The sequence below is a fragment of the Geomonas sp. genome (genome assembly GCF_035254065.1).
Classification (GTDB): Bacteria; Desulfobacterota; Desulfuromonadia; order Geobacterales; family Geobacteraceae; genus Geomonas.
The window spans coordinates 1-11,651 of the sequence record NZ_DATFBA010000252.1; the positions used below are offsets into that span (position 1 = coordinate 1).

Genomic DNA, 11,651 nt, shown 5'->3' on the forward strand with positions numbered 1-11,651 from the left:
GCCGGCATGGTGATGAAGGTCGAGCCGATTGCGGGCGCCATCGAGGCGGTGAAGGAGAAAAGCCCCAACTCGAAGGTGATCCTGACCACTCCCTGCGGCCGGCCGTTCAACCACGCTGTGGCCGAGGAACTCTCCCGGGAAGAAGGGCTGATCATCATCTGCGGACGCTACGAAGGGGTGGACGAGCGGGTGCGCAGGCTCTTCGTGGACGACGAGATCTCCCTGGGTGATTTCGTGCTGACCGGCGGGGAGATCGCCGCCATGGTGATCGTCGATGCCGTTTCCCGGCTGGTGCCGGGTGTGCTCGGGCACGGCGACTCCGCCTTGTTCGATTCCTTTGCCGACGGCCTCCTGGAATACCCCCAGTACACCAGGCCTCCCGAATTCAGGGGCGAGAAGATTCCCGAGATCCTCCTTTCCGGCAATCATGCCGAGATCGCCAAGTGGCGGCGCAAGGAGCAACTGCTGAGAACGCTCGCTTCCCGGCCCGAACTCCTCGAAAACATCGAGTTGAGCAAGGCCGATAAAAAACTCTTGGCCGAGGTGACCAAATGACCGCTGCGGCCAACTTCAGCATCGCGCTGATCCACTACCCGGTCTACGACAAGAACCACGACATCGTGGCCACCGCGGTCACCAACCTGGACGTGCACGACATCGCCAGGAGCGCCCGCACCTACGGCTTGTCGCGCTACTACATCGTGACCCCGGTCGAGGAACAGCGGCGGCTGGTTGAGAAAATAAGGACCCACTGGCTGGAAGGGTGGGGATCCACCTACAACCCCAAGCGCAAGCTCGCCCTGGAGCTGCTGAAAACCGAGGACACCCTGCAGGCGGCGGTGGCCGAGGTGGAAGAGCGTACCGGCAAGAGGCCCAAGCTGGTGGTGACCGGCGCCTCGGGCAGGCCCAACAGCGTGACCTTCGGGGAACTGAAGGCGCTGATGGATGCCGACCCGGACCAGCCCTTCATGCTGCTTTTGGGCACCGGCTGGGGGCTCACGGAACAGGTATTCAAGGCCAGCGATTACGTGCTGGAGCCGATCAGCGGCGGTGGTGATTACAACCACCTCTCGGTCAGGTCGGCGGCAGCCATCATGCTGGACAGGCTGTTCGGCAGGTGAGGGTAAGAGTTTTTGGGGAACGTTTCAGAAGAAGGCGGCATGTGCCACGTACTTATAACTTGCAAGTCTAGAGGTTCCAGATAAGGGAGGAAGTGTAAAATGAACAAGATTGACATGATCGAAAGAAATGAAATGAAGAAAGCAATCGCCAAGTTTGCACCGGGCGACACCGTCAAGGTGCAGGTTAAAATCGTCGAGGGCGACAAGAGCCGTATCCAGGCTTTCCAGGGCGTTTGCATCAGCCGTCAGGGCGGCGGGGTCCGCGAGGCCTTCACCGTCAGGAAAATCTCCAATGGCGTCGGCGTTGAGAGGGTCTTCCCGCTCCACTCGCCGTCCGTCGAGATGATCGAAGTCGTGACCCGCGGCCAGGTCCGTCGCACCAAGCTGTACTACCTGCGCAAGCTGCGCGGCAAGGCTGCCAGGATCAAGGAAAGAAAATACGTCGCCGGCCAGTAAGGTCAGCACCAAGAGAAACGAAAGAGCCCCGGTCCCGGTCAACGGCGATCGGGGTTTTTTTACTTCAAAAGCTTTTCCACCACGAAACAGACGAAAGACACGAAAAAAAGCCCTCGTTCTTTTTCACACCTCTCTTTCTTTTTAATTGACCTCACCAAGATTTCTCAGGTAATAGTGTCGCGAAGCTGGTTTTGGAGAAAATGTATTTCTTTCGTGCTTTTTCGTGACTTTCGTGGTGAAAGGTTTTTTTGTTATGACTGGGCTTTTCCCTGACCAGAATTCGCCGCTCGACATGCTCGCCCACGAGGCCCAGGCGTTGCGGCGCGGTTATAACCAGATCGCTGGCGTCGACGAGGCGGGGCGCGGCCCGTTGGCTGGCCCGGTGGTGGCGGCTGCCGTGATTCTGCCGGTCGGCCTCCTGCTCCCGGAGGTGAACGACTCCAAGCAGCTGACCGCGGAAAAACGGGAAGAGCTCTTCGACCTCATCCATCGGGAGGCCATCAGCGTGGGGGTCGGCGTCGGCGACCACGAACTCGTCGATCGCATCAACATCCTCCAGGCTACCCTTTGCGCCATGCGGGAGGCGGTGCAGGGACTGAAGCCCCCGCCCGACTTTCTCCTTATCGACGGCATTTCCAATATCCCGATGAACATCCCCCAGCGCACCGTGAAGCAGGGGGATTCCCTGAGCCTCTCCATCGCCGCCGCCTCCATCATCGCCAAGGTCACTCGCGACCGGATGATGATGGAGTACGATCTCCTCTATCCCGGTTACGGGTTCGCCAGCCACAAGGGATATGCCGCCGCCTCGCACATGGCTGCCATCGCGGAGCTTGGACCCTCTCCTATCCACCGGAAGAGCTTCAGCGGCGTCAAGGAACATCTCCCGGCACAGCCGGCTGACGTCTCTGCCGGTTTCTCCACCGGATCGTTCTCTTTCTAGAGCCAATCCGTTCATCTTCTCATCGTTAAAGTTGCTGTTACACTATCTCTGTTTGCACTTTCCCAGGGTAATGGTGGACCATGCCAGAAAAGAGCGGCAATAGTGCCAAAGGCGAAGTGGGAGAGTCCATTGCTGCGACCTTTTTGACAGGACAGGGCTTTTCCATAGTCGAGCGGAACTTCCGCTGTGTCTGTGGAGAAGTCGACATCATAGCCAGGGAAGGGAGAACCATCGTCTTTGTGGAAGTGAAATGCCGCAAGAATGCCAACTATGGCCCTCCGCAGCTCGCGGTCACCCCCTTCAAGCAGCGGCAGATCTCCAAGGCGGCGCTGGTCTGGCTCTCCAAGAAACGGCTCTACGACGCCGATGCCCGTTTCGACGTGGTCGCCATCGTGCTTCACCAGCACGACCTGCCGGAGATCGAACATATACGGAACGCTTTCGAGCTTGCTTACTGAACGGCCCGAGGACAGCGAAGCCACCCATCCTCACCCCGACCCTCTTCTTGAAGGAGAGGGAGAGGGAGGCTGAGCTGAAATAATAATTTCTGAGACAGCCCCGCTAGGTCCCTCCCCTTCAAGGGGAGGGACAGGGTGAGGATGGGGGGCGTGGAGGCTTCATGCAAATCGTTACCATCATCTACCGTCTGGCGGTTTCCCTCTGGCTGGGGGGCGCCTCCCTTTTTACCTTTGTGCTTACCCCGCTTTTGTTCCGCAACGAGAGCAGGGACACCGCTGCCCGCATCGTCGGTCTCTTCTTCCCCGGATATTTCCGCTGGGGTGTCGCCTGTGGACTCATCGCCCTCATCTGCCGGATCATCCTCTCCGGCAAAGGGGTAGCAGTTGCAGGAGTGATACTGGCGGTAATGCTGACGCTTTGCTCCATCCAGGCATTCTACGTCGAGCCGCGCGCCGCGGAATTGAAGCGGCAGATCGTCTCCTTCGAGACCACCCCCAAGGACCATCCGCTGCGCCGGGAGTTCTCCAAACTGCACGGCGTCTCAGCCGTCTGCAACCTCTCGATCATCGCCGGCGGCGTCGTGTTGGTGGTGTTGATGTGACGTGCCCCCTGGTTGCCCCCCATCCTCACCCTGTCCCTCCCTTTGAAGGGGAGGGGGACCTGGGTGAGCGGTCTCGGTAAAGGTTCCCCCCTTGATAAAGGGGGGACAGGGGGGATTGCTTTTGGCAGCGCCCCTAAAGGTTTGCCAAACGCTACGCTGCTGTGCTAGTAATGGAGAAAAAATTGCGGAGAAGCTCATGAATTTCACCGTTGCCCTTGCCCAGATCAAGCCGAAACTTGGCGTTGTGGGCGACAACATGGCCCTCGCCGAGGCCGCCATTGAAAAGGCAATAGCCGCCGGTGCCGACCTGGTCGCCTTTCCGGAACTGGCACTGACCGGATACTTCCTGAAGGACCTGGTGCCCGATGTGGCGCTTCGCCTCGACTCGCCGGAGATCGAGAAGTTGAAGGCGCTTTCCAAGCGCATCTCGATTGCCATTGGTTTCGTGGAGGTTTCTCCCGACTACCGCTTTTTCAACTCCGCCCTCTACCTGGAGGGAGGCGAAATCATCCACGTTCACCGCAAGGTCTATCTGCCGACCTACGGCCTGTTCGACGAGCAGCGCTACCTCGCCCGCGGCGATCGTTTCCGCGCTTTCGATACCCGTTTCGGCCGCTTCGGCATCCTGATCTGCGAGGATATGTGGCACCTTTCGGCGCCCTACATCCTGGCGATGGACAACGCCACTACGCTTCTCTGCCTCTCGTCCAGCCCCGGCCGCGGCGTGAGTGGAACCGAGGAGCTGGGCTCGGCCGCCGCCTGGCAGAAGCTCACCTCCACCTCCGCCATGTTCTTCAACTGCCGGGTCTTCTACTGCAACAGGGTAGGCTATGAGGACGGCATCAACTTCTGGGGCGGTTCGGAAGTGGTGGCCCCCTCCGGAGAGGTCCAGCAGCGCGGCAAGCTTTTGGAAGAGGACCTGGTGGTGGTGACCGTCGACGAAGGGGCTCTGCGCCGCGAGCGGATCTTCTCGCCCATGATGCGGGATGAGAATATGGGGCTCACCTTGAAGGAACTCAAACGTATCGATAGGGAGAACGGTCGCTGATGGGCGCGCTTAATGTGAATACGGCGCTGTTGCGCCAGATCCTGGTCGGCTTCGTGCGCGACGAGGTATATAAGGTAGGACTGAAGAAGGGTGTACTGGGCCTCTCCGGCGGCATCGACTCCGCCCTGGTGGCTTTCATCGCCGCCGAGGCGCTGGGGCCGGAGAACGTCTACGCCTATACCATGCCGTACCGCACCAGCAACCCGGAGAGCGAGGCCCACGCCAAGCTCTGCGCGGATGCCTTGGGGATCAACTACAAGGTCATCGAGATCACCCCGATGGTGGATGCCTATTTCAACCTGGTGCCCGGCGCTGACAACATGCGGCGCGGCAACAAGATGGCGCGCGAGCGAATGACCATCCTGTACGACCATTCCGCCGAGGTCGGCGGCCTGGTGCTCGGCACCAGCAACAAGACCGAGCTTTTGCTTGGCTACGGCACGCTGCACGGCGACATGGCGAGCGCGCTCAACCCGATCGGTGACATCTACAAGAGCCAGGTGTGGGAGCTCTCCGAGGCGATGGGCGTGCCGCGCGAAGTGATCGACAAGAAGCCCTCCGCCGATCTCTGGGCGGGGCAGACCGACGAGCAGGAACTCGGTTTCACCTACCGTGAGGCCGACGAGCTGTTGTTCCGGATGGTCGACCAGCGGATGAGCCGGGAAGAGCTGATCGTTGAGGGGTTCGATCCTGCTTTCATAGACAACGTGCACCGCAAGGTGCAGGGGTCACACTTCAAGCGTCGCCTGCCGGTGATCGCCAAGGTTTCCAACCGCACCATCGACCGCGATTTCCGCTACGCCAGAGACTGGGGGAAATAGGCAAAACCTCCTCACCACGACAGGCACGAAAGGCACGAGAAGTATCCAGATGAACTTTCGTGTCTTTCGTGTTTTTCGTGGTGATGTTTTTGAAGGATCTTTTTTTATGTCCGGAACTCTCTACATCGTCGCCACCCCGATCGGAAATCTCGAAGACATTACGCTGCGTGCCCTGCGTATTCTCAAAGAGGTCGATCTGATTGCGGCTGAGGACACCCGCCACACCAGAAAACTCCTCACTCACTTCGGCATTTCCCGTCCGCTCACCTCCTACTTTGATCACAACAAGGAGGTCAAAGGGAACTTCATCCTCGACCAGCTGGAAAAGGGGACCAACGTGGCGCTGGTAACCGACGCCGGGACCCCCTGCGTCTCGGACCCCGGCTACCAGATCGTGCGCGACGCCCGCGCCGCCGGCCTCAGCGTGATCCCGATTCCCGGCGCCTGCGCCGCCATTGCCGCCCTGTCCGCTTCCGGACTCCCCAGCGATCTCTTCACCTTCGCCGGCTTCTTGTCCAACCGGCAGGGGAGGCGGAAGGAAAAGCTGCAGCAGCTATCCGCCGAGACGGGGCTGCTCATCTTCTACGAGGCGCCCAAGCGGCTGTTGACCACCCTGCGCGACATGCTCGAGGTCCTTGGCGATCGCGAGGTGGTGATCGCCCGGGAACTGACCAAGATCTACGAGGAGTTTCTCAGGGGGAGGCTGTCCGCCCTGATAGCGCAGGCGGAGGAGAACAAGATTCGGGGGGAGGTGGCCATCTTAGTTGCGCCCGCCGACGAGCCGGAGCTGCCGGACACGCCGCAAATGGAGGAACTCCTCAGTCGCTACCTGCAATCCGGGGAGTTTTCACTGAAGGACGCGGTGAAGAAGGTGACGCAGGAGACCGGCATGCCGAAGAGCGTGGTCTACGCGGAGGCGCTCAGGCAGAAGGGATAGTTGAGACCTCCCCCCGTTCGGGGGGAGGAGTGTTGGATGAGGCGGCTGAAAGGTAAGAAGGGGGTCGGCGCCGACCTCACCCCGCGAAGTGCTTCTTGATTGCCGCAACCGTGCGGTCGACATCGGCCGCGGTCACATCCAGATGGGTTACCAGCCGGATGGTTTCGCCACCGCCGATCAGGATCCCCTCCTGGGCAAGCGCGTGGCGCAGGGAGTCTGCGCCCCCTTTGGACGGGGTGACGAACAGGATGTTTGTTTGAGCTGGAGTAACTGCCAGTTCCTGTATCTCGCGAAGCCCCCAAGCGAGCCGCTCCGCGTTCGCATGGTCCTCCGCCAGTCGTTCTACGTTGTTCCTCAGGGCGTAAATCCCCGCTGCCGCCAGGATCCCCGCCTGCCGCATTCCGCCACCGGCGACCTTCCGCCACCGACGAGCCTTTTCGATGAGCTCGCCACTTCCGCACAAAACTGAGCCTACCGGAGCTCCCAAACCCTTGGAGAGGCATACCGAGACAGAGTCGAAATTCACGGCAATCTCCCCTACCGGCACGCCCAGGTGGACGGCGGCGTTGAAGACCCGGGCACCATCCAGGTGAAGCGCGAGCTTGCGGCGGTCGGCGAGTTGCCTTACCTGGGAAAGGTATTCCATCGGCAGCACCTTGCCGCCATGGGTGTTTTCCAGGCAGATCAGCCTTGTGACCGGGTGGTGGTAGTCGGGCGGCTTTATAGCGTTCTCGATACGGTTGAGGTCGAGGGTGCCGTCGGCTTCGAACTCGATCGGCTGGGGCTGGACACCGCCGAAGATGGCGCCGCCGCCTCCCTCCCACCGGTAGATGTGCGCCTGCTGGCCGGCTATGTATTCGTCGCCTCTACCGCAGTGGGCGAGCAGGGCTGTTAGGTTGCTCATGGTGCCGCTGGGGACGAAGAGTGCGGCCTCCTTGCCCATGATCTCTGCTGCTGTCTCCTGCAGCCTGTTCACCGTCGGGTCTTCCCCGTAGACGTCGTCACCTACCTCGGCCTCCGCCATCGCCTTCAGCATGGCCGACGAGGGGCGGGTGACCGTGTCGCTTCTAAGATCAACTTGCTTCATTAACTCTCCTCTTGCTTGTCAGTCATCTTCAAACTGTCCGACCGGTCGGACCTGTCGGACAGGTCAGACAGGTCAGACAGGTCAGACAGGTCAGGCTTCCTCGTGCTGCGGTTACTTTTCCACCGCCCGGAACCTGCTCTCCCACAGATGCTCTCCGCGGGAGAAACCGACGCCGTGGTCGGGGTTGGCGGCCAGGTGCCGCATGATTTTGAAAACGGTCTCCACCTGGTCGGGACACGCCAGCGTCATGGCCATGTCCTCGCAGGTGAAGTCCCGGCCGTGCTGGGAACGGAGGGTGCCCAGTATCTCCCCCTGCAGCTTCAGCACGCTGCCGGCCGCCTTCTTCCCGGCCTCCACCCCCGGCTGGTGATAGGCGTTGATGTTGACCAGCGAGGCGTAAAAGCCGACGGCCCGCTCATAGAGTGCGATCAGCGCCCCTACCGTGACCGGCGAGACCTCGTTCACCGTCAGGGTGATCGACTCCCTTCCCTTTTCGTAGAGGGCCTCCCGGGTCCCCTGGTAGAAGCCGGACAGGTAGTCGCCGGAAGTGGCTCCCGGCTCCACCAGCATGGAGGCGCCGTCCCGGTCCCTGAGGACCTCGATGAAGGTGGCAAAGAAGTTCGGCACCCCCTCGCGCAGCTGCTGCACGTAGGCGTGCTGATCGGTGGATCCCTTGTTGCCGTAGACGGAGATCCCCTGCATCACCACCTTGCCGTCCAGGTCCAGCTCCTTGCCCAGCGACTCCATGATCAGCTGCTGCAGGTAGCGCGAGAACAGCAGCAGCCTGTCCTTGTAGGGGAGAATGACCATGTCGGCTTCCCCCTTCCCCTTGGTGGCGTGGAACCAGGAGAGGGCCAGCAGGGCCGCCGGATTGGCGGCGGTGTTCTTAGCGCGCGTGCTTTGGTCGCACAGCCTCGCGCCATCGAGCAACAGGTCGATGTCTATCCCCTGCAGCGCCGCCGGGAGCAGCCCGACCGCCGAGGTGACCGAGGTCCTTCCCCCCACCCAGTCCCACATCGGGAAGCGGGCCAGCCACCCTTCCTGCGAGGCGGTACGGTCAAGTTCGCTCCCCACCCCGGTCACCGCCACCGCATGGGAGTGGAACTTGAGACCCGCCCTGGTGAAGGCCTCGCGCGTTTCCAGCATGCCGTTCCTGGTCTCCTTGGTCCCGCCGCTTTTGGAGATCACCAGTACCAGGGTCTGCTGGAGGGAATTCCCCAGTTGCGCGAGCACGCGGTCCATCCCGTCGGGATCGGTGTTGTCGAAGAAATAGGTGTGCATCCGGTCGGCGCAGCCACCCAGGCTGTCGGCCACGAACTGGGGGCCCAGGGCGGAGCCGCCGATGCCGATGACGAGGAGCTTGGTAAAGTGGAGGCCGGCCGGCGCGGTGATGTTGCCGGCGTGCACCGAGGCCGCGAAGGCCTTGATGGAGGCCAGCGTGCCAATGATTTCCTCGGAGAGCGCCTTGTCGGGGGCAAGCTCCGGAGCCCGCAGCCAGTAGTGGCCCACCATCCGCTTCTCGTCGGGGTTCGCCACCGCGCCCCGCTCCAGGTCGGCCATGGCTTGGTAGGCCTTCTGCATGCGAGGTTCCATCTCGGCAAGGAAATTGTCACTGAAGTTCATCCGGCTGGTGTCGACGCTCATCCCTATCTCGGGGTTATGGTAGAGCCTCTTCTTGAAGCGATCCCACAGCTGCTCCTTTTGCATGGTTCCTCCGTGCCCAGCGGTTGGGGTGGCGTTTGAAGTGTCGTGCATGGTAGCACTAGATTAGAATATTTTCAACTATCTTTCATGATGGCCGCAGAAGGGGCTTTCACATGAACTGGTCCGGAGAAGTATAGCGGAACTCCCGCTTCTTTCCACGCCTTCGAGGGTTTTCGCCTGCCCATTCAGGCGGCGCGCTTGTCCTCAGCCTGGCATCCTCGGCGAGGAGTTTGGCGAGCCGCTGCGGCTCGCGCAGGGGGGGCGGCGAGCTGGTCGGAGTGGCGCCTGCCGTTTCGCGGCTGGCGCGGCTTCCGGTATGCGTGAAACCTAACGAAATCCCTTGAATAATGAAGCGGGATTTGTTAAAGTGCCCCGTCAAGCTGCAGTCGAAAGGTACCGCAAGTGCGCCACGAGGAATGGCCGGAAATTGGGCTGTCACGTGGCGTTGGTGCGCCAGTAAAGAGAACCGAGGCTTTAACTTATGGATGCAGCCCTTGCCCTCATCGGGGAAGACCTGAAAAACGTGGAACTGCAGTTCAAGAAGGACCTGCAGTCGGATGTACCGCTGATACGCAAGGTCGGCGAATACGTGCTCTCCAGCGGCGGCAAGAGGATCCGCCCCGCCCTGGTTCTCTTGGCCGCCAAGCTGTGCGGCTACCAGGGGGACCGCAGCGTGCCGCTCGCCAGCGTGGTGGAGTTCATCCATACCGCTACCCTGCTGCATGACGACGTGGTCGACAACGCCAATCTCCGCCGCGGCATCGCCTCCGCCAACACCCTGTGGGGGAACGAGGCGTCGGTGCTGGTGGGTGATTTCCTCTTCTCCAAATCCTTCTCTCTCATGGTGGCCGACGGCGATCTCCGCATCCTCAAGGTGCTGGCGGACGCCACCACCATCATCGCCGAAGGCGAGGTCCTCCAGTTGGTGGTGACCAGCGACCTGGACATCACCGTAGAGCGCTTCATCGAGGTGGTCCGCTCCAAGACCGCCATCCTCCTTTCGGCCGCCTGCGAAGTGGGGGCCATCCTGGGGGGCGCCACCCCGGAACTGCAGAGCGCGGTGGCCGACTACGGCATGGAACTGGGCATCGCCTTCCAGCTCATGGACGACACCCTCGACTACACTGCCAGCGAAGAGCAGTTCGGCAAGAGCATCGGGCACGACCTGGAGGAAGGGAAGATCACCCTTCCCCTCATCCATACCCTTAAGCGCTGCACCCCCGAGGAACGGGAAGTGATCGCCTCGGTGGTCGAGAAGGAGCTCCTCTCCGACGAGGACTTCGCCAAGGTCTTCGAGCTCGTGCACCGCTACGGCGGCATCGAGCACACCGTGGCCGCCGCCCGCGAGCACATCGCCCTCGGCAAAAAACGCCTGGAGGAGTTCCCTCCCTCCCCAGTGCGCGACGCCATGGCCCAACTCGCCGACTACGTCGTCACGCGCGTTAAATAACGTTAGCGTCCGGTCATTTAACAGAGGCGGGGCCCTTTTCCCGTCCCAGTCGTTGCTTTAATTAGCACAAATTGAGCCTCCAGCCGGGGCTCTTTTTTTTTTATCTCCCCGCCTGGCGCCACCTTTCCACGCTTCCCGGCAAAATCCCGCCTCGTTCCGGTTGCCGATGGTCTGGTTTTTGCTAACATTTTCCCCAATGTGCACTGTTATCACGGGGGAATATTGTGGACAACGACAAGCCGATACACTCATCAGAGCTGGAAGTAAACGGAGAGTACTTCAGCATAGCGATTTATTCCAGCGCCGCCGGCAGTTACTTCGCGAAGACCTGCCTTGGTGAGGATGACGTGATCATCACCGACGGCCGTTCCGTGGACGATGCGCTGGCCAAGCACCAGAATCTGCTGCCGCTGGCCATCGGGACCCGGGAACTCACCTTGAGCTACCTGGGAGCACCGCGCAGGTTCAGGGGGCGCCGACCGTAACGGAGGCCGACAGGCCCCCGCTTTTGACCACCATCTCCCGCTGGCCGCCGCCGGCACGGGCGCCTTTTTCTCCGGCCCCTCCCTGTAAGCTCCCCTGACTCACCCCTGACTCACCCGACTCGCCGGCCTCTCTCGCACCCCTTCTCGTCTTCCCCCGTATCAGCCGCTCCCCTGACAATTTGATTGCCCTCACCGACCAAATCGGGTAAAACGTGGCTTTGGTGCCCGCTCATGGACATCACTACCGGTCAGGACAAGATGCCACCCAGGATTCTCATCATAGACGACGACAGTTCCTTGCGGCGGGTGCTGGAGTATAACCTGCAGCAGGAGGGGTATAGCGTCTTCACCGCGGCCAATGGCGAGGATGGCTTGCGGCTGTTCGCCGAGAAGGAACCGGCGGTGGTGATCACCGACCTGAAGATGCCCGGTATCAGCGGCTTCCAGGTGCTCTCCGCCGTCAAGGAAAAGGCTCCCGCCACCGTGGTGATCGTGCTCACCGCCTTCGGCGCCATCGACACCGCCGTGGAGGCGATGAA

Annotated in this window: 14 protein-coding genes; 12 read left to right on the forward strand and 2 right to left on the reverse strand. The window is 61.3% G+C overall.

What is annotated here, in order from left to right:
* From trmD to rsmI, 9 genes are all read left to right on the forward strand, one after another.
* A partial coding sequence (trmD, locus tag VJ604_RS11655) for a tRNA (guanosine(37)-N1)-methyltransferase TrmD (protein WP_324082645.1) occupies positions 1–555 on the forward strand: 555 nt, incomplete at its 5' end.
* Positions 552–1,121, forward strand: coding sequence for an RNA methyltransferase (locus VJ604_RS11660; protein ID WP_324082647.1), 570 nt, complete (start codon positions 552–554; stop codon positions 1,119–1,121). The genes trmD and VJ604_RS11660, both read left to right, overlap by 4 nt.
* A 99-nt stretch (positions 1,122–1,220) precedes the next feature.
* On the forward strand, positions 1,221–1,577 hold the full coding sequence (gene rplS / locus VJ604_RS11665) for a 50S ribosomal protein L19 (RefSeq protein ID WP_324082649.1): 357 nt from the start codon (positions 1,221–1,223) through the stop codon (positions 1,575–1,577).
* A 253-nt stretch (positions 1,578–1,830) separates the two neighbouring features.
* Positions 1,831–2,520: a ribonuclease HII gene (rnhB, locus tag VJ604_RS11670; RefSeq protein WP_324082651.1), complete on the forward strand. Its 690-nt coding sequence runs from the start codon at positions 1,831–1,833 to the stop codon at positions 2,518–2,520.
* A gap of 80 nt (positions 2,521–2,600) precedes the next feature.
* A complete protein-coding gene (locus VJ604_RS11675) occupies positions 2,601–2,978 on the forward strand; it encodes a YraN family protein (protein WP_324082654.1) in 378 nt (125 codons plus the stop codon).
* Between the two features lie 161 nt (positions 2,979–3,139).
* A complete protein-coding gene (locus VJ604_RS11680; protein ID WP_324082656.1) occupies positions 3,140–3,580 on the forward strand; it encodes a DUF4149 domain-containing protein in 441 nt (146 codons plus the stop codon).
* Positions 3,581–3,776: 196 nt separating this feature from the next.
* The gene (locus tag VJ604_RS11685; protein ID WP_324082659.1) at positions 3,777–4,628 is read left to right on the forward strand and encodes a nitrilase-related carbon-nitrogen hydrolase; all 852 of its coding nucleotides are present in this window, start codon (positions 3,777–3,779) and stop codon (positions 4,626–4,628) included.
* Complete coding sequence (locus VJ604_RS11690) at positions 4,628–5,449, forward strand: NAD+ synthase (protein ID WP_324082661.1); 822 nt, start codon at positions 4,628–4,630, stop codon at positions 5,447–5,449. Before VJ604_RS11685 ends, VJ604_RS11690 begins: the two co-directional genes overlap by 1 nt.
* Positions 5,450–5,555: 106 nt before the next feature.
* Complete coding sequence (gene rsmI, locus VJ604_RS11695) at positions 5,556–6,386, forward strand: 16S rRNA (cytidine(1402)-2'-O)-methyltransferase (RefSeq protein WP_324082664.1); 831 nt, start codon at positions 5,556–5,558, stop codon at positions 6,384–6,386.
* A gap of 76 nt (positions 6,387–6,462) precedes the next feature.
* On the opposite strand, the gene ltaE is transcribed toward rsmI, so the two are convergent.
* Both ltaE and VJ604_RS11705 read right to left on the reverse strand, forming a co-directional pair.
* Positions 6,463–7,473 carry a low-specificity L-threonine aldolase gene (ltaE, locus tag VJ604_RS11700; protein ID WP_324082666.1) on the reverse strand — a complete coding sequence of 337 codons (1,011 nt, stop codon included), beginning with the start codon at positions 7,471–7,473 and terminating at the stop codon, positions 6,463–6,465.
* Positions 7,474–7,584: 111 nt separating this feature from the next.
* Positions 7,585–9,180, reverse strand: coding sequence for a glucose-6-phosphate isomerase (locus tag VJ604_RS11705; RefSeq protein ID WP_324082668.1), 1,596 nt, complete (start codon positions 9,178–9,180; stop codon positions 7,585–7,587).
* A gap of 478 nt (positions 9,181–9,658) precedes the next feature.
* Here VJ604_RS11705 and VJ604_RS11710 point away from each other — a divergent pair, with 478 nt between their 5' ends.
* From VJ604_RS11710 to VJ604_RS11720, 3 genes are all read left to right on the forward strand, one after another.
* Positions 9,659–10,627 (forward strand): polyprenyl synthetase family protein, encoded by a 969-nt coding sequence (locus tag VJ604_RS11710; protein ID WP_324082669.1) that lies wholly within the window; start codon positions 9,659–9,661, stop codon positions 10,625–10,627.
* A 224-nt stretch (positions 10,628–10,851) separates the two neighbouring features.
* The gene (locus VJ604_RS11715) at positions 10,852–11,112 is read left to right on the forward strand and encodes a hypothetical protein (RefSeq protein WP_324082671.1); all 261 of its coding nucleotides are present in this window, start codon (positions 10,852–10,854) and stop codon (positions 11,110–11,112) included.
* A gap of 258 nt (positions 11,113–11,370) precedes the next feature.
* Positions 11,371–11,651 (forward strand): response regulator (locus VJ604_RS11720; RefSeq protein WP_324082673.1); only part of this gene is annotated, 281 nt, incomplete at its 3' end.

Coding starts and splice junctions, on each gene's coding strand:
- rnhB (WP_324082651.1), top strand. CDS start 1,831: ATGACTGGGCTTTTCCCTGACCAGAATTCGCCGCTCGACATGCTCGCC.
- VJ604_RS11710 (WP_324082669.1), top strand. CDS start 9,659: ATGGATGCAGCCCTTGCCCTCATCGGGGAAGACCTGAAAAACGTGGAA.
- VJ604_RS11680 (WP_324082656.1), top strand. CDS start 3,140: ATGCAAATCGTTACCATCATCTACCGTCTGGCGGTTTCCCTCTGGCTG.
- VJ604_RS11685 (WP_324082659.1), top strand. CDS start 3,777: ATGAATTTCACCGTTGCCCTTGCCCAGATCAAGCCGAAACTTGGCGTT.
- rplS (WP_324082649.1), top strand. CDS start 1,221: ATGAACAAGATTGACATGATCGAAAGAAATGAAATGAAGAAAGCAATC.
- VJ604_RS11690 (WP_324082661.1), top strand. CDS start 4,628: ATGGGCGCGCTTAATGTGAATACGGCGCTGTTGCGCCAGATCCTGGTC.
- VJ604_RS11660 (WP_324082647.1), top strand. CDS start 552: ATGACCGCTGCGGCCAACTTCAGCATCGCGCTGATCCACTACCCGGTC.
- VJ604_RS11705 (WP_324082668.1), bottom strand. CDS start 9,180: ATGCAAAAGGAGCAGCTGTGGGATCGCTTCAAGAAGAGGCTCTACCAT.
- ltaE (WP_324082666.1), bottom strand. CDS start 7,473: ATGAAGCAAGTTGATCTTAGAAGCGACACGGTCACCCGCCCCTCGTCG.
- VJ604_RS11675 (WP_324082654.1), top strand. CDS start 2,601: ATGCCAGAAAAGAGCGGCAATAGTGCCAAAGGCGAAGTGGGAGAGTCC.
- rsmI (WP_324082664.1), top strand. CDS start 5,556: ATGTCCGGAACTCTCTACATCGTCGCCACCCCGATCGGAAATCTCGAA.